The 15,756-nt window shown below is 71.5% G+C and carries 15 protein-coding genes and 1 pseudogene; 12 read left to right on the top strand and 4 right to left on the bottom strand.

The genetic code is table 11. From position 1 onward, the window contains the following. The 4 genes and pseudogenes from ACFYMM_RS03360 to ACFYMM_RS03345 form a co-directional block, all read right to left on the bottom strand. A pseudogene (locus ACFYMM_RS03360) lies at positions 1–233 on the bottom strand (2-oxoglutarate ferredoxin oxidoreductase subunit alpha); the annotation flags it as partial. A gap of 278 nt (positions 234–511) precedes the next feature. Beyond that, entirely contained in the window at positions 512–1,171 is a 660-nt protein-coding gene (locus ACFYMM_RS03355) for a LuxR C-terminal-related transcriptional regulator (RefSeq protein ID WP_388383328.1), read from the bottom strand. A gap of 160 nt (positions 1,172–1,331) precedes the next feature. Beyond that, on the bottom strand, positions 1,332–2,732 hold the full coding sequence (locus tag ACFYMM_RS03350; protein ID WP_388383326.1) for a sensor histidine kinase: 1,401 nt from the start codon (positions 2,730–2,732) through the stop codon (positions 1,332–1,334). A 147-nt stretch (positions 2,733–2,879) separates the two neighbouring features. Further along, positions 2,880–4,133 (bottom strand): sensor histidine kinase, encoded by a 1,254-nt coding sequence (locus ACFYMM_RS03345; protein WP_388383262.1) that lies wholly within the window; start codon positions 4,131–4,133, stop codon positions 2,880–2,882. A 213-nt stretch (positions 4,134–4,346) separates the two neighbouring features. On the opposite strand from ACFYMM_RS03345, the gene ACFYMM_RS03340 reads away from it, so the two are divergent. The 12 genes from ACFYMM_RS03340 to ACFYMM_RS03285 all read left to right on the top strand — a co-directional run bounded on the left by ACFYMM_RS03340 (position 4,347) and on the right by ACFYMM_RS03285 (position 15,756). After that, entirely contained in the window at positions 4,347–4,751 is a 405-nt protein-coding gene (locus ACFYMM_RS03340; RefSeq protein ID WP_388383260.1) for an NADH-quinone oxidoreductase subunit A, read from the top strand. Further along, positions 4,742–5,350 (top strand): NADH-quinone oxidoreductase subunit B, encoded by a 609-nt coding sequence (locus ACFYMM_RS03335; RefSeq protein ID WP_388383258.1) that lies wholly within the window; start codon positions 4,742–4,744, stop codon positions 5,348–5,350. The genes ACFYMM_RS03340 and ACFYMM_RS03335 overlap by 10 nt, the downstream gene beginning before the upstream one ends. Then, on the top strand, positions 5,347–6,771 hold the full coding sequence (locus ACFYMM_RS03330) for an NADH-quinone oxidoreductase subunit C (RefSeq protein WP_388383256.1): 1,425 nt from the start codon (positions 5,347–5,349) through the stop codon (positions 6,769–6,771). The genes ACFYMM_RS03335 and ACFYMM_RS03330 overlap by 4 nt, the downstream gene beginning before the upstream one ends. Continuing rightward, complete coding sequence (locus ACFYMM_RS03325; RefSeq protein ID WP_388383254.1) at positions 6,768–7,736, top strand: NADH-quinone oxidoreductase subunit H; 969 nt, start codon at positions 6,768–6,770, stop codon at positions 7,734–7,736. Before ACFYMM_RS03330 ends, ACFYMM_RS03325 begins: the two co-directional genes overlap by 4 nt. Then, complete coding sequence (locus tag ACFYMM_RS03320) at positions 7,736–8,287, top strand: NuoI/complex I 23 kDa subunit family protein (RefSeq protein ID WP_388383252.1); 552 nt, start codon at positions 7,736–7,738, stop codon at positions 8,285–8,287. Before ACFYMM_RS03325 ends, ACFYMM_RS03320 begins: the two co-directional genes overlap by 1 nt. Then, positions 8,284–8,883 (top strand): NADH-quinone oxidoreductase subunit J, encoded by a 600-nt coding sequence (locus ACFYMM_RS03315; protein ID WP_388383250.1) that lies wholly within the window; start codon positions 8,284–8,286, stop codon positions 8,881–8,883. Before ACFYMM_RS03320 ends, ACFYMM_RS03315 begins: the two co-directional genes overlap by 4 nt. Continuing rightward, entirely contained in the window at positions 8,883–9,278 is a 396-nt protein-coding gene (gene nuoK, locus ACFYMM_RS03310; RefSeq protein WP_388383248.1) for an NADH-quinone oxidoreductase subunit NuoK, read from the top strand. Before ACFYMM_RS03315 ends, nuoK begins: the two co-directional genes overlap by 1 nt. Next, positions 9,275–11,269 (top strand): NADH-quinone oxidoreductase subunit L, encoded by a 1,995-nt coding sequence (locus ACFYMM_RS03305; protein ID WP_388383246.1) that lies wholly within the window; start codon positions 9,275–9,277, stop codon positions 11,267–11,269. The genes nuoK and ACFYMM_RS03305 overlap by 4 nt, the downstream gene beginning before the upstream one ends. A gap of 6 nt (positions 11,270–11,275) precedes the next feature. Next, on the top strand, positions 11,276–12,850 hold the full coding sequence (locus tag ACFYMM_RS03300; RefSeq protein WP_388383244.1) for an NADH-quinone oxidoreductase subunit M: 1,575 nt from the start codon (positions 11,276–11,278) through the stop codon (positions 12,848–12,850). Beyond that, positions 12,847–14,370: an NADH-quinone oxidoreductase subunit N gene (locus tag ACFYMM_RS03295; RefSeq protein ID WP_388383242.1), complete on the top strand. Its 1,524-nt coding sequence runs from the start codon at positions 12,847–12,849 to the stop codon at positions 14,368–14,370. The genes ACFYMM_RS03300 and ACFYMM_RS03295 overlap by 4 nt, the downstream gene beginning before the upstream one ends. Positions 14,371–14,503: 133 nt before the next feature. Then, on the top strand, positions 14,504–15,367 hold the full coding sequence (gene htpX, locus ACFYMM_RS03290; protein ID WP_388383240.1) for a zinc metalloprotease HtpX: 864 nt from the start codon (positions 14,504–14,506) through the stop codon (positions 15,365–15,367). Further along, positions 15,364–15,756: a YccF domain-containing protein gene (locus tag ACFYMM_RS03285; protein ID WP_388383238.1), complete on the top strand. Its 393-nt coding sequence runs from the start codon at positions 15,364–15,366 to the stop codon at positions 15,754–15,756. The genes htpX and ACFYMM_RS03285 overlap by 4 nt, the downstream gene beginning before the upstream one ends.

Genomic DNA, 15,756 nt, shown 5'->3' with positions numbered 1-15,756 from the left:
GGCGCCCGGATCTCGGCCGGGAAGTTCGGCAGAGTCGACAGATCATTACCGAAACTCGCCGTCTCCGAAGTGAAACGATCCCCGGTGAGCTGCATACCGTCACCGGAATCCCCCGCGAACCGAATGATCACCCGGTCCAGACGCCGTACGTCCTTCACGCCACCCGGTTTGCGCTGCTCTCCCACGACGGTTGAGTCGGCCTGCTCCGCTGGGCTGCTGACCTGGCTGGTCACTGAACTGGACCTCCTTCGAGGCGGCTGTCCGGGCTCGGTCGTCCCACGGACCTTCCCAGGATCAACCCTACGTCGGTTAGGGTCGCCTTCCCGAGGCTTTCCGTATGATGGACGGCAATCTGAGACGGCCGGTCGCCCTGACTTGTCATGATGTGTCGGCCCCCCGAAGCCTGAGGCTCTGAAGTGCTGAAGTCGGCTGTGCACTGCTCTTCGAACACGAGTACCGGCTTCAACAGAAGCCGGAACAGCTGACATCGTGCTGACACAGTTTCAGCCCGTCAGGAGTTCAGATAGGTCAGCACGGCCAGAACACGCCGGTGGTCACCGTCGCTCTGGGACAGACCCAGCTTCAGGAAGATGTTGCTGACGTGCTTCTCCACGGCGCCGTCGCTGACCACCAGCTGCCGGGCGATCGCCGAGTTCGTGCGCCCCTCGGCCATCAGCCCGAGGACCTCCCGCTCGCGCGGGGTGAGCCCGGCCAGCACGTCCTGCTTCCGGCTGCGCCCCAGCAGCTGCGCCACCACCTCCGGGTCCAGCGCCGTACCGCCCTCGGCCACCCGCACCACCGCGTCGACGAACTCCCGCACCTCGGCGACCCGGTCCTTGAGCAGATAGCCGACGCCACGGCTGGATCCGGCCAGCAGTTCGGTGGCGTAGCGCTCCTCCACGTATTGCGACAACACCAGCACCCCGAGCCCGGGGTGCGCCCTGCGCAGCCGTACGGCCGCCCGCACGCCCTCGTCGGTGTGCGTCGGCGGCATCCGTACGTCCGCCACCACCACGTCGGGCAGCGCGTCCTGCGCGTCCAGCTCGGTGATGGTCTTGACCAGCGCCTCCGCGTCTCCGACACCGGCCACGACGTCATGCCCGCGGTCGGTCAGCAACCGGGTCAGGCCCTCCCTGAGCAGCACTGAGTCCTCGGCGATGACCACCCGCACCCTGTCCTCCACGATCTTCCGGCCCCCCGTGCAGCCCGATCTTCCGACGGTCCTGTCCGTACGGAAGACCAGCATTCCAGCATTCGGGCCGTACCGCGCCCGAGCCCGGCGAATAGGGGGTCCGTCGTCGTCCGTCGTGGTGAGGGGGCTGCCCGGACCGTCACCGCCGCCAGGGCAGCTCCGCCGTCACCCGGGTCGGCCCGCCCGGCGGCGAGTCGACCACCAGGATTCCGTCCACCGCGTCGAGGCGTTCGGCCAGGCCCGCCAGGCCCGAGCCCCCTGAGGTGTCGGCGCCGCCCATGCCGTTGTCCGCCACCTGGAGCATCAGCCGGTCCTCGGCCCGCCACACGTCGACCGAGGCGGAGGTGGCCCGCGCGTGCTTGCTGATGTTCTGCAGCAGCTCCGAGACGGTGAAGTAGGCGATGCCCTCGATGGCCGGCGCCGGGCGCTCGGTCAGGTCCACCTCCACCTGCACCGGCACCGTGCAGCGCGAGGCGACCGACGAGAGCGCCGCGTCCAGGCCGCGGTCGGTCAGCACCGCCGGATGGATGCCGCGAGCCAGGTCCCGCAACTCCCGCAGCGCCGTCTTCACCTCGCCGTGCGCCTCGTCCACCATGCGCGCCGCCGCCCGCGGATCCTCCCGCAGCTTCTCCTTCGCCAGCCCCAGGTCCATGGCCAGAGCCACCAGCCGGGCCTGCGCACCGTCGTGCAGGTCCCGTTCGATGCGCCGCAGGTCGGCGGCGGCCGTGTCGACCACCACACCCCGGTCCGACTCCAGCTCCACCACCCGCGCCGACAGCCGCGACGGGCCCAGCAGCCCGCTCACCAGCAGCCGGTCCACCGTGGTCAGCGCCCGGACGATCCACGGCGTGGCCAGCGTGAACAGCAGCCCGACCAGCGCGGTCACGGTGATCTCGAACGGGTTGTCGAGGTACACGCTGTGGTGCGCGTCGCCGTAGAGCTGCAGACCGCCCTGCCCGACGTAGGCCGGGAACACCCAGAACCACAGCGGATACGTCAGCAGGGCCCAGCCGTACGTCCAGAAACTCACCGCCACGGTGAACGAGAACACGGACCACGGGAACTGCAGCACCGCGTACAGCAGGTGCCGCCATGAGGTGCCGCTCTTGAGGACCGCGCCCATCCAGGCGAACGCGCCCGGCTTGCGCATCCGCAGCGGCTCCGGGTCGGCCACCTCCAGGCCGAGCAGCGCACGCGCCCGCACCCGCTCCAGCGCGCCGAAGCCCCGGCAGCCGGCGAGCGCCGCCGCCAGCACCGGGATCCCGAGGAAGGTCACCAGCAGACCCGCCCCGAGGGACACCGTCGTGACCGCCCACACGAACAGCGTGATGCCGAACGGCAGGCTCAGCAGGACGTACCCCAGCTCGCGCCAGCTGCGTGCCTCGACCGGCGCCCGCAGCGCGGCCGGCAGCCGGTGGCGCTTGCCTCGGCCGTCCGCCCCGTCCCGGCCGTCGGAGCCGCTCATCCGGATTCCGGTTCCACTCCGGATTCCGGTTCCACTGGGGTGATGCCCGTATTCCTGTCCGTGGTCGGTGGCCATCGGCGTCGTCCCGTTCTCCTCGTCGTAGCGGCGTGCTGCCGTGCCTCCACCCTGCTGCGCCGCAGGTCCGCGGGCCATGGAGGCCGTAGGCGTCTTGAGCGGGGGGTTTTCCCTACCGCCACCGGTCACCTCCGGGCACCCCACCGGTCACCTCCGGTCGGGAGGAAGCTGTGTCCGGTCGGTGGGACGGGTCTGTGTCCGGTCGGCGGGACGCGCCTGCTCCCGGTCGCGCCAGGGCAGCTCCGCGGTGACGACGGTCGGGCCGCCGGCCGGTGAGTCGACCACGAACAGTCCGTCCACCGCCCCCAGCCGCTCCGCCAGACCCCGCATCCCGCTGCCGCCCTCCAGCCGCGCACCACCCCGCCCGTCGTCCCGCACCTGGATCAGCAGCCGGTCCCCCGACCGCCACACCTCGACCGAGGCGCCGCGCGCCCCACTGTGCTTGCTGACGTTCTGCAGCAGCTCCGAGACCGTGAAGTAGGCGATGCCCTCGATCGCGGCGGCCGGTCTGGTCGGCAGGTCCGCCGTCACCCTCACCGGCACGGTGCACCGGGAGGCGACCGACGAGAGCGCCGCGTCCAGACCGCGGTCGGTCAGTACGGCGGGATGGATACCGCGCGCCAGATCACGCAGCTCCTGCAGCGCCAGCTTCACCTCGCCGTGCGCCTCCTCGACCATCACCGCCGCCGAGTCGGGGTCCTCCAGCAGCTTCTCCTTCGCCAGCCCGAGCCCCATCGCCAGGTTGACCAGCCGGGCCTGCGCCCCGTCGTGCAGATCGCGCTCGATGCGCCGCAGGTCGGCCGCGGCGGTGTCGACCACCACTCCCCGGTCGGACTCCAGTTCGGCGATACGGCGTTCCAGCTCGTCGGACGGCGACAGCAGCCCGCGCACCATCGCCCGGTCCACGTTGGTCAGGCCCCGCGCGATGAACGGCAGCACCGGCCACAGCAGGAACAGCGAGACGAGCACCGTGGCGAAGGTGAGGACGCCCCACGGCAGCCGGATGACGTCGTAGAGCAGCGTCCGCCAGCCCACCGGGTCCCTCAGTGCCATCCACAGCCGCTGCAGCGGGCCGCCGCCCTGGCCGAACGGCAGCCGCGACGGCTCCTCCACCCGCACCCCGAGCAGCTTCCGGGCCCGCGTCCGCTCCATCCTGCCCAGCTGCCGCGAGCCCAGCAGAGCCAGCGCGAGCAGCGGGAAGCCGACCACCGTGAGCGTCAGGACACCGCTGACGAGCAGCACGGTGAAGACGTAGACGAAGCCGAGGAGGGCCACCGGCAGGTTCAGCAGGAGGTGCGCGATCTCCTTCCAGGTGTGCCCTTCGTAGGGGAACCGGACCGGCGGGAGAGGGTCGTCGGCGTCGGTCCGCGCGGCGTCGACGGAGAGGATACGAGCGGTCATACGGGCCAGCGTGCCGTGTGCGCGGCCGCCGTGCCATGGAGTTCGCCGCCGCGATCGACTGGGGAAAACCCCACCCCCGTGTCCCACGGCGTGACGGGCTGCTTACCGTGCCTTTATCAGGGCCTAGACTCCCGTGCGTACAGATCCTCGAATGAAGAACGACGAATCAAGAGTCGACTGGGTCACCACCAGGTCAGGAGTGAGGGGCGGACGGTGCGCGAGACATTGGGGGGCTCGACCGTCGTCGCGGCGGGCTACTTCCGGTCCTACTCGGTCGTGGGACTGCTGGCCGTCGTCGGCGTGCTCTTCGTCGCGGTCGCCTTCGGAGCGGGACGACTGCTGCGGCCCGTGGTCCCCACCCCCGAGAAACTCCTGACCTACGAGTGCGGCGTCGACCCCGTCGGCGAGGGCTGGGCCCACACCCAGGTCCGCTACTACGTCTACGCCTTCCTGTACGTGATCTTCGCGGTGGACTCGATCTTCCTGTTCCCCTGGGCGACGGTCTTCGCCGCCCCCGGCTACGGCGCGACGACGCTGGTGGAGATGTTCGTCTTCCTCGGCTTCCTGGCCGTCGGCCTGCTGTACGCATACAAGAAGGGCGTCCTGACATGGACGTGAACCCCGCGGTGCCCGAGCCGGTCCTCCTCCCGGAGCCGAAGCGGCTCGGCGCGCTCGCCCGACTGGCCCCCGAGCCGATGAAGGTGGTCCTGAACTGGGGCCGCCGCTACTCGCTGTGGGTCTTCAACTTCGGTCTCGCCTGCTGCGCGATCGAGTTCATCGCCGCGTCGATGGCCCGCCACGACTTCATCCGCCTCGGCGTCATCCCCTTCGCGCCGGGACCCCGCCAGGCCGACCTCATGGTCGTCTCCGGCACCGTCACGGACAAGATGGCACCGGCCGTCAAACGCCTGTACGAGCAGATGCCCGAGCCGAAGTACGTCATCTCCTTCGGCGCCTGCTCCAACTGCGGCGGCCCGTACTGGGACTCCTATTCCGTCACCAAGGGCGTCGACCAGATCATCCCGGTCGACGTGTACGTCCCCGGCTGCCCGCCGCGTCCCGAGGCGCTGCTCCAGGGCATCCTCAAGCTCCAGGAGAAGATCGCCCGCGAGTCGCTGGGCGAGCGCTACGGCACCGGCGAGGCACGCCCGTCGGCCGCCGCCCTGCAGAGCGGCCTGGTCCGACCCCCGGCCCCCGCCGAGGGAGAGGCGCGATGACCGCCGCCGGCTGGCTGCCCGCCCCCGCCGAGGAACTCTTCGGAACGGAGGCGACGGCCGAGGACTCCTACCAGGTCCTGACGGTGGACGTGCCCCCCGTCGCCTGGCTCACCGCCCTGCGCACCGCCCGCGACGAACTGGGCTGCACCTACTTCGACTGGCTGAGCGCCGTCGACGAACCGGACACCGGCTTCCGCGTCTCGGCCCACGTCGTCGCCCTCTCCCCGGTCCGCCGCCTGCTGCTGCGTACGACCGTCCCGCACGGGGCGCCCGCGCTCGCCTCCGCCGTCGACGTCTACGCGGGCGCCGCCTGGCACGAGCGCGAGACCCACGAAATGTTCGGCGTGACCTTCGAGGGCCACCCGGGCCTGGACCACCTCCTCCTCCCGGAGACCTTCGAGGGTCACCCCCTGCGCAAGGACTTCGTCCTGGCCGCCCGGGTCGCCAAGGCCTGGCCCGGCGCGAAGGAGCCCGGGGAGTCCGCGGCGGGCGCGGCCCATGGCGGCCCCAAGCGCCGCCAGATGCTCCCTCCCGGCGTCCCCGACCCCAACGAGTGGGGCCCCCTCAAGGGCCAGCTTCCACCTGCGCCGGCCCGCCCGGCACGGGGGGCGGGCCGCGCGGCGGCTCCGGCGGACGCGGCACGCGAGCGCCCGGCACGCGCGGCCGGCGAACGCCCGGTACGGCGTGCCCGCACGGCATCGGAGGGCTCGGCGAGCCAGACCGCGGGCACGGCCGCCGCTCCGCCTGCCGTTCCTACGGGGCCGGCGAGTGAGCGCGGGGGCAAGACCGCCGTTCCCGAGGGGATGGCGAGCGAGGGCACCGGCGCCGCTCCGGAGGGCCGCGGCGCCGCCGGTCCACGCCGGTCCCGCAGCGCGAGCGCGGGGTCCGCCTCGCAGCGGGAGTCCGCCTCGCCGCGCGCGGCAGGAGAACCGGCCGCCTCCACCCCGCCCGCCGCTGCCCCCCGTGGCTCGGACGCGCCGTGGCACCACGCCCGGCCGGCCTTCGAGAAACCGGAACGGAAACCGGAAGCCGCCGATCCGGAAGCCGCCGATCCGGAGGCCGCCGATCCGGAGGCCGCCGATCGGGAGGCCGCCGATCGGGAGGCCGCCGATCGGGAGGCCGCCGATCGGGAAGCCGCCGATCGGGAAGCCGCCGATCCGGTGGCCGCCGATCCGGAAGCCGCCGATCCGGTGGCCGCTGGTCCCGAAGACGTCGCTCCGGAGGCCGTGGGTCCGGAGAGCGCCGGTCCCAAGACCGCCGGTCCGGAAACTCGTGGTCCGGAAAGCCCGGCCCCCGACAGCCGCGCTGCCGACAGCCCGGCCCCCGACAGCCGCGCTGCCGACAGCCCGGCCCCCGACAGCCGCGCTGCCGACGGCCCGGTTTCCGACGACCCCGCCGATGCCCCAGGAGGCCCGCAGTGAACGACGCGCTCGACGTCGCCCTGCGACTTGTGGTCGTCTTCGTCGTCTTCCTCACCTTCCCCCTGATCGTCGGCCAGACCGAGCACAAGGTGATGGCCCACATGCAGGGCCGCCTCGGCCCGATGTACGCCGGCGGCTTCCACGGCTGGGCCCAGCTCATCGCGGACGGTGTGAAGTTCGCGCAGAAGGAGGACGTGGTCCCCGCCGGCGCCGACCGCCGCGTCTTCCAGCTCGCCCCCGCCGTAGCCCTCCTCCCATACCTGCTCGTCCTGCTCGCCATCCCCATCGGCCCCAGCGAGGGCGCCGTCGGCCAGGTCCTCGACGCGGGCATCTTCTTCGTCCTCGCGGTGATGGGCGTCGGCGTGCTCGGCTCCCTCATGGCCGGCTGGGCCAGCGCCAACAAGTTCTCCCTCCTGGGCGGCCTGCGCACCGCCGCCCAGCTCCTCGCCTACGAACTCCCCATGCTGCTCGCCGCCGCCTCGGTGGCCATGGCCGCGGGAACCGTCTCGATCCCCGGCATCCTGCACGCCTTCCACTGGTGGTGGCTGCCCTGGCAGATCGTCGGCGCGGTCGTCTTCTTCGTGGCCGGCCTCGCCGAACTGCAGCGCCCTCCCTTCGACATGCCCGTCGCCGACTCGGAGATCATCTTCGGCGCGTACACCGAGTACACCGGTCTGCGCTTCGCCCTGTTCCTGCTCGCCGAGTACGCCGGCATCGTCGTCCTGTGCGGCCTGACCACCGTCCTCTTCCTGGGCGGCTGGCACGGCCCCTGGGGCACCGACGGCCTCGGCTGGCTGTGGACCCTGCTGAAGACCGCGATCCTCGCCTTCCTCGTCATCTGGCTCCGCGTCACCTACCCCCGGCTCCGCGAGGACCAGCTCCAGAAGTTCTCCTGGACCCTCCTCGTCCCCCTCTCCCTCGCCCAGATCGCCCTCACCGGCATCGTCAAGGTGGTGATCTCCTGATGGCCCCCGTTCCTGGCTCCGGCCTTGCCAAGGGCCTTGCCGTCACCCTCCGCACGATGACGAGGAAGACGGTCACCGAGCAGTACCCGGACGCCCAGCCGGACCTTGCGCCCCGCACCCGCGGCGTCATCGGCCTGTTCGAGGAGAACTGCACGGTCTGCATGCTGTGCGCCCGCGAGTGCCCCGACTGGTGCATCTACATCGACTCCCACAAGGAGACGGTGCCGGCCGCGGCCCCCGGCGGCCGCGAGCGCAGCCGCAACGTCCTCGACCGCTTCGCCATCGACTTCTCCCTGTGCATGTACTGCGGTATCTGCATCGAGGTCTGTCCTTTCGACGCCCTGTTCTGGTCCCCCGAGTTCGAGTACGCCGAGACCGACATCCGCGAACTCACCCACGAGCGCGACAAGCTCCGCGAGTGGATGTGGACGGTCCCGGCCCCGCCCGCCCTCGACCCCGGCGCGGAGGAACCGAAGGAGATCGCCGCCGCCCGCAAGGCCGCCGAGAAACTGGCCGCCGCACAGGCCGGGACACAGGAGGGCGAGTCATGAGCCTCGCCGCGGCAACGGTCACCACGGCCGCCTCCCAGACACCCGGCTTCCTGTCCCCGACCGGCGTCGAGATCGCCTTCGTCCTGGTCGGCCTGGCCACCCTCGGTGCCGCCCTCGTCACCGTCACCACCCGGCAGCTGGTGCACGCCGCCCTGTGGCTGGTGGTCGCGCTCGGCGGGCTCGCCGTGGAGTACCTGCTGCTCACGGCCGAGTTCATCGCCTGGGTGCAGGTCCTCATCTACGTCGGTTCCGTCGTCGTCCTCCTCCTGTTCGGTCTGATGCTCACCAAGGCCCCCATCGGCCGCTCCCCGGACGCCGACTCCGGCAACCGCTGGGCCGCGCTGACCGTCGCGGTCGCCGCCGCCTGCGCCCTGGTGTGGGTGGTCGTGGACGCCTTCCGCACCACCTGGATCGACCTGGAGGGTCCGGCCGCCGGCAGCACCCGGGTCACCGGCGAGAGCCTGTTCCGGCACTGGGTCCTGCCCTTCGAAGCCCTCTCCGTCCTCCTCCTCGCCGCCCTGGTCGGCGCGATCGTCCTGTCCCGCAAGGCCACGGCGGACCACGCCGAGGAGACCACCCCGGGCGGTGTCCGCTGATGCACCTCGCCTACCCCGCCGTCCTCTCCGCCCTCCTCTTCTGCACCGGCCTGTACGGCGTCCTCGCCCGCCGCAACGCGATCCTCGTGCTGATGTCCGTCGAGCTGATGCTCAACGCCGTCAACCTCAACCTGGTCGCCTTCGACGTCTGGCTCAGCAGGACCGCCCGCGACACCCTGCACTCCGGCCAGGCGCTGACCCTGTTCACCATCGCCATCGCCGCCGCCGAGATCGGCATCGGTCTGGCGATCGTCCTCGCCGTGTACCGCAACCGCGGCACCTCGGACATCGACCGCCTCCGCGACAGCGCCGAGGGCCACGAGACCGACGGCACCGACCCCGACACCCCCGACCCCGACACCCCCGAGGCCGAGAAGACTGAGGCCACCGCGTGACCACGACCACCCTCGCCGTCCTCGTCCCCGTCCTGCCGTTCCTCGGTGCCGCGGCCGGCCTGCTCCTGGGCCGCACCGCCCCCGGCTTCGTGCGCCCGCTCGCCGTACTGCCGCCGTTGGCCTCACTGGTGCTGGCCGCGCTGGTCGCCGTACGCCAGGACGGCGGCCAGGCGATCGACGCCCACACCCGACTGACACCCACCGGCTCCGTACCGATCGAACTCGCCCTGCACATCGACGGCTTCGCCGCGCTCGTCGCCGTCCTGGTCGCCTTCGTCGTCTCCTGCGTGCAGCTCTACTCGACGGGCTACCTGCGCGACGACCCGCGCTACCCCTCCTACGCCGCCCTCGTCTCCCTGTTCACCTCCGCGATGCTCCTGGTCGTCTACTCCGGCGACCTGATCGTGCTGCTGGTCGGCTGGGAAGTCATGGGCATCTGCTCCTACTTCCTCGTCGGCCACTACTGGGAGACCCCGCAGGCCCGCGCCGCCTCCCTCAAGGCCTTCCTGGTCACCAAGCTCGGCGACGTCCCCTTCCTGATCGGCCTGTTCGCGCTGGCCACCGACGCCGGGTCGTTCCGCGTCACTCGAGTCCTCGCCACCGTCGCGAACGGCGGCCTCCACCACCCGACCGTGATCGCCCTGCTGCTGCTCGCCGGTGTGGCCGGCAAGTCCGCCCAGTTCCCGCTGCACACCTGGCTCCCGGACGCGATGGCGGGCCCTACCCCCGTCTCCGCGCTGATCCACGCCGCCACGATGGTGGCCGCCGGGGTCTACTTCGTCGCCCGTCTCCTCCCCGTCTTCGAGGCCTCCTCGGCCGCGATGCTCGTCCTCGCCGTCATGGCCGCCGTCACCATGACCGGCTCGGCGCTCGCCGCGCTCGCCCAGGACGACATCAAGCGCGTCCTCGCCTACTCGACGATCGGCCAGCTCGGCTACATGACCGGCGCCCTCGCCGTCGGCGACCGCGGTGCCGCCGTCTTCCACCTCCTCACCCACGGCGCCTTCAAGGCGCTGCTGTTCCTCGCGGCCGGCGTGATCATCCACGCCGCCGGCACCAACTCACTGGCCGCCATGTCCCGCACGAGCCACCTGCGCGACCGCGTGCCCGACGCCTACTGGACGATGACCGTGGCATTGCTCGCGCTCGCCGCGATCCCTCCCTTCAGCGGCTTCTTCTCCAAAGAGTCCGTCCTCGGCGCGGCCGAGCACGCCGCCACCGGCCACACCGACCGCGTCCCCGGCGGCGCGGGCTGGATCGTCCTCGTCGCCGGCCTGGCCACCGCCCTGCTCACCGCCGCGTACGCCACCCGCCTGTGGCTGCTGGCCTTCCGCGGCCGGGGCGCGGAGGCCCCCGACCACGGTCGGCAGCCGCTGGTCATGAACGCCGTGCTCTGGGTGCTCGCCGTCCCTTCGCTCGCCCTCGGCGGGCTCGCCTACCGGGTACTGCCCGACTGGTTCGACGGCCGTGACCTGACCCCGACGCTCACCACCTCCATCCTGGGCACGGGCCTCGCCGTGGTCGGCGGACTCGTCACCTACGGCGCCTGGCAGCGCACCACCGCCCTGGCCGGCCGCGTTCCGCTCGGCGCGGTCGCGGCCCACCCCGAGGGCGACGCCGCACTCGTCGAGGCCGAGGCCATCGCCAGCCACGAACCCGTCTACGGCGACGTGGCCTACGCGCCCGACCCGGCCGACCCCGGACGGCTGCTGCTCGGCCCGCTGCACCGGCACGCGGCCGTCGGCTTCCACCTGGACGCCCTCTGCACAGCCCTGTTCGTCCGCCCGGTGCTGGCCGGCGCCAGTCTCGTCAGGTTCCTCGACCGCGAGGTCGTCGACACCTACGTCCACGGCGCCGCCGCCCTGCCCCGCCTCCTCGGCGCGGCCGTACGCCGGGCCCAGACCGGCAATGTGCAGACCTATGTGAGCGCGCTGCTCGCCGGCACCGTCGTCCTGGCGGTCGCCGTCCTCCTCGTCGCCACGGGAGCGTGAGCAGGCGTGATCGATATCAGCGAGTCCGTGATGCAGTTCCTTCTGGCGTTCGTCGTCGTCGGCCCGCTCCTCGGCGCCGTCGCCGCCCTCCTGCCCGCCCCACCCGGACTGAAGGGGAAATCACCCGAGCAGGCCGTGCTGCGCCACGGCCTGACCGTCACCGGCGCGATCCTCATCGCCGCGATCGTCCTGGCACTCGGCTTCGACCACGACCACCCGTCGAAGATGCAGGCCACGACCGACATCAGCTGGATCCCCGCACTCGACGTGCGCATCCACCTCGGCATCGACGGCATCTCCCTCCCCCTTCTGGTCCTGACCGCGCTGCTGACCTTCCTGTGCGCGCTGTACTCCTACTACAAGCCGCCGACCGGCCCGTCTCCGAAGGCGTTCGTCGCGCTGCTGCTCCTGCTGGAGTCCGGCACGCTCGCCACCTTCGCCGTCCTCGACCTCCTGCTGTTCTTCCTCGCGTTCGAGATGGTGCTCATCCCGATGTACTTCCTCATCGCCCGCTGGGGCGGTGCGGGCCGGACCCAGGCCGCCTGGAAGTTCATCCTCTTCACCCTGCTCGGATCCGTGGTCATGCTGCTCGGCCTGCTCCTGATCGGAATCAAGGCGGGCACATTCGACATGGTGGCACTCGCCACTGACAACGGCCGGTCGCTGACCACATCCGTGCAGGTCATCGCCGTTCTGGCGATCGGGATCGGGCTCGCGGTCAAGACACCGATGTGGCCGCTGCACAGTTGGCTGCCCGACGCCCACACCTCCGCCCCCACTGTCGGCTCGGTCCTGCTGGCCGGCGTCCTGCTGAAGATGGGTACGTACGGGTTCGTCCGGATTCTGCTGCCGATCGCACCGGACGGCTTCCGTACCTTCGCGCCCTACCTCGCCGCCTTCGCCGTCGTCGGGATCATCTACGGCTCCCTGGCCTGCCTGGCCCTCGCCAAGCAGGGCGCGAAGGGCGACCTCAAACGCCTGATCGCCTACTCCTCCGTCGGCCACATGGGCTTCGTCCTGCTCGGCATCGCGACCATGACCCCGACCGGTGTGAACGGCGCCCTGTTCGCCAACATCGCCCACGGCCTCATCACCGGCCTCCTCTTCTTCCTGGTCGGCGCGCTCAAGGACCGCACCGGCAGCACCGACCTCGACACCCTCGCGAAGGAGACGGGCGCCGCGCTCTACGCCAGGGCCCCCCGCCTCGGCGGCCTGCTCGCCTTCGGCGCCGTCGCCTCGCTCGGACTGCCGGGCCTGGCCGGGTTCTGGGGCGAGATGCTGGCGATGTTCGGCGCGTTCAAGCCCGCCGCCGCCCTCAGCCGGCCCGCCTTCCTCACCTTCATGGCGGTCGCCGCGTTCGGCACGCTGCTGACGGCCGCGTACATGCTCGTCGTGGTCCGCCGCGTCTGCATGGGCGCCCCGCAGCAGCAGGCCCCTCGCCTCGCCGACGTCCACACGTACGAGTTCGCGGCCTGGACCCCGCTCGTCGCCCTCACCCTCGTCGCCGGGCTGTGGCCCAGGGCCCTGCTCGGCCTGACCGACCCGGCCGTGCAGCAGCTCCTCGCAGGAGGCACCCGATGAGCGCCCTGGCCCAGCCGCTGGCCGAGTCGGCGGTCCAGTCCGTCGACTGGCTCGCCATCGCCCCGCCCACCACCGCCGCCGCCGTGGGCCTCGCCGTCCTGGTCGCCGACCTGTTCCTGCCGCAGGCCCGCAAGGCCGTCCTCGGCTGGGTCTCCGTCGCCGGGCTCGCCGCGGCCGCCCTCCTGCTGCTGCCCCTGCTCGACGGCGACCGCAGCACCTTCTGCCTGAGCGGCTCCACGCGCGCGTGCAGCTACACCGCCGACCGCTTCACCCTGATCATCCAGTTCCTCGTCCTCGGCGGCGCACTCCTGGCCGCCCTGCTGTCGGTCACGACCCTCAAGGACGAACAGCGGCGCGTTCCCGAGGGCGAGTTCTGGTTCCTGCTGCTCTCCTCGGCGGCCGGCGCCGCCCTGCTGCCCGCCTCCCGCGACCTGGCCACCCTGATCGTCGCCCTGGAGGTCGCCTCCCTGCCGGCGTTCGCCCTCGTCGGCATCCGGCACGGCGACAAGAAGTCCTCCGAGGCGGCCCTCAAGTTCTTCCTGTCCTCGGTCACCGCCACCGCGGTGAGCCTGATGGGCATCAGCTTCGTCTACGCCTCCACGGGCACCCTCTACCTCACCCAGGTAGCCCAGCGCATCCAGCACGTCGACGGACAACTGCACACCCTCGCCCAGACGGGCGTCGTCCTCACGCTGATCGGCTTCGCCTTCAAAACGGCCGCCGTCCCCTTCCACTTCTGGGTCCCCGACACCTACGTCGGCGCCCCCCTGCCCGTCGCCGCCTACCTGTCGGTCGTCGGCAAGGCGGTCGGCTTCTCCGGCCTCATCCTCGTCACCGTCGTCGCCCTCCCGTCGTACGCAGACGTCTGGGGTCCCGCCCTCGCCGCGCTGGCCGCCCTGACCATGACCGTCGGCAACGTCGGCGCGCTGCGCCAGCAGGCCACGCGCGCGTACAGCGCCGTACGGATCCTCGCCTGGTCCTCCGTCGGCCAGGCCGGATACCTCCTGGTACCGATCGCCGCCGCCGGCTACGCCAGGGACGCACAGAGGGCCATCGGCTCCACGGTCGCGTACGCCCTCATGTACGCCGCCGTGAACCTCGGCGCCTTCGCGGTGGCCGCCCTGGTGGGCCGAACCAGGTCCCTCAACCGGATCAGCGACTACCGCGGCCTGTACGCCGCCAACCCGCTCGCCGCCCTCCTCCTGGCCTTCTTCCTGCTCTGCCTCGCCGGGCTGCCGCCGGGCATCATCGGCCTGTTCGCCAAGGTCACCGTGTTCTCGGCGGCCGTCGACGCGGGCCTGGGCTGGCTCGCGGTCGTCATGGCCGTCAACGTGGTCATCGCCCTCTTCTACTATCTGCAGTGGACGGCCCTGCTGTTCCGCGCCCCCGAGGGCGAACCGGGCGGACACCGAGCCCCCGCCCCGCTCACCGCCGCGATCGGCCTCACCGGCATTCTCGCCGTCGCCCTGTCCGGAGCACCCCAGCTCGTCCTCCGCTTCGCCGCCACCAGCCTGTTCTGAGCCCGTCACCCGGACGGCCGAGCCGTGACACCCCCCGCACCAGGGAACTCGTGGCCGCCGCCTGGCGTTGACCATTGCGGGAGGGTCCACTGGACCAAAGGGTTCCCCTGCCGCACGACTTGGAGGGCGTACCGTGCACCGCCGGCACAACGGGCTAAGGACCGCAGTACTCCTCGGGGGGCTGTCGGCACTCATCATCGTCATCGGCAGCTTCTTCGGCCGTACGGGCCTGGTCGTCGCGGTCCTGGTGGCGCTGGGCACGAACGCCTACGCGTACTGGAACAGCGACAAGCTGGCGCTCCGCGCGATGCGCGCCCGCCCGGTGAGCGAGTTCGAGGCACCGGCCCTGTACCGCATGGTCCGCGAGCTGTCCACGCAGGCCCGTCAGCCCATGCCGCGCCTGTACATCTCGCCGACGGAGGCACCCAACGCCTTCGCGACCGGCCGCAACCCGCGCAACGCCGCCGTGTGCTGCACGGAGGGCATCCTGCGCCTGCTGGACGAGCGCGAGCTGCGCGGCGTCATCGGCCATGAGCTGAGCCACGTCTACAACCGCGACATCCTCATCTCCTCGGTCGCCGGAGCCCTCGCCTCGGTGATCATGTTCCTGGTCAATTTCGCCTGGCTGATCCCGGTCGGCCGCTCGGACGACGACGACGGCCCGGGTCTGCTCGGCATGCTGTTGATCATGATCCTGGGTCCGCTGGCCGCCAGTCTCATCCAACTGGCCATCAGCCGCTCCAGGGAGTACGAGGCGGACGCCTCGGGCGCCCAGCTCACCGGCGACCCGCTCGCCCTCGCCGGCGCGCTGCGCAAACTGGAGACGGGCACCCAGCAACTGCCGCTGCCCCCGGAGCCCCGGCTCGAGACCGCGAGCCACATGATGATCGCGAACCCCTTCCGCGCGGGTCAGGGACTCTCGAAGATGTTCTCCACGCACCCGCCCATGGCGGAGCGCATCGCCCGGCTAGAGAAGATGGCAGGTCGTTACCAGTGAAGATCATCCTTAATGTCATCTGGCTGATCCTGAGCGGGTTCTGGCTGTTTCTCGGCTACCTGCTCGCGGGCGTACTGCTGTGCGTCACGATCATCGGCATTCCGTTCGGGATCGCCGCCTTCAGAATCGGTGTCTACGCCCTGTGGCCCTTCGGTTACACGACCGTCGAGCGGCGCGACGCGGGCGCCGGCTCCTGCGTCGGCAACGTGCTGTGGCTGGTCCTCGCGGGCTGGTGGCTGGCCCTCGCCCACATCACCACCGGCATCGCCCTGTGCCTCACGGTCATCGGCATCCCGTTCGGCATCGCCAACTTCAAGCTGATCCCGGTGTCGCTCCTTCCACTGGGACGCGAGATCGTGCCCACGGACCAGCCGTTCGCGGCACGGTGA

The organism is Streptomyces sp. NPDC006739 (genome assembly GCF_042869815.1).
Lineage (GTDB): Bacteria > Actinomycetota > Actinomycetes > Streptomycetales > Streptomycetaceae > Streptomyces.
This window is presented reverse-complemented; position numbering and strand designations above follow the sequence as displayed.

Coding starts and splice junctions, on each gene's coding strand:
- ACFYMM_RS03350 (WP_388383326.1), bottom strand. CDS start 2,732: ATGGCCACCGACCACGGACAGGAATACGGGCATCACCCCAGTGGAACC.
- ACFYMM_RS03345 (WP_388383262.1), bottom strand. CDS start 4,133: ATGACCGCTCGTATCCTCTCCGTCGACGCCGCGCGGACCGACGCCGAC.
- ACFYMM_RS03335 (WP_388383258.1), top strand. CDS start 4,742: ATGGACGTGAACCCCGCGGTGCCCGAGCCGGTCCTCCTCCCGGAGCCG.
- ACFYMM_RS03330 (WP_388383256.1), top strand. CDS start 5,347: ATGACCGCCGCCGGCTGGCTGCCCGCCCCCGCCGAGGAACTCTTCGGA.
- ACFYMM_RS03320 (WP_388383252.1), top strand. CDS start 7,736: ATGGCCCCCGTTCCTGGCTCCGGCCTTGCCAAGGGCCTTGCCGTCACC.
- ACFYMM_RS03315 (WP_388383250.1), top strand. CDS start 8,284: ATGAGCCTCGCCGCGGCAACGGTCACCACGGCCGCCTCCCAGACACCC.
- nuoK (WP_388383248.1), top strand. CDS start 8,883: ATGCACCTCGCCTACCCCGCCGTCCTCTCCGCCCTCCTCTTCTGCACC.
- ACFYMM_RS03295 (WP_388383242.1), top strand. CDS start 12,847: ATGAGCGCCCTGGCCCAGCCGCTGGCCGAGTCGGCGGTCCAGTCCGTC.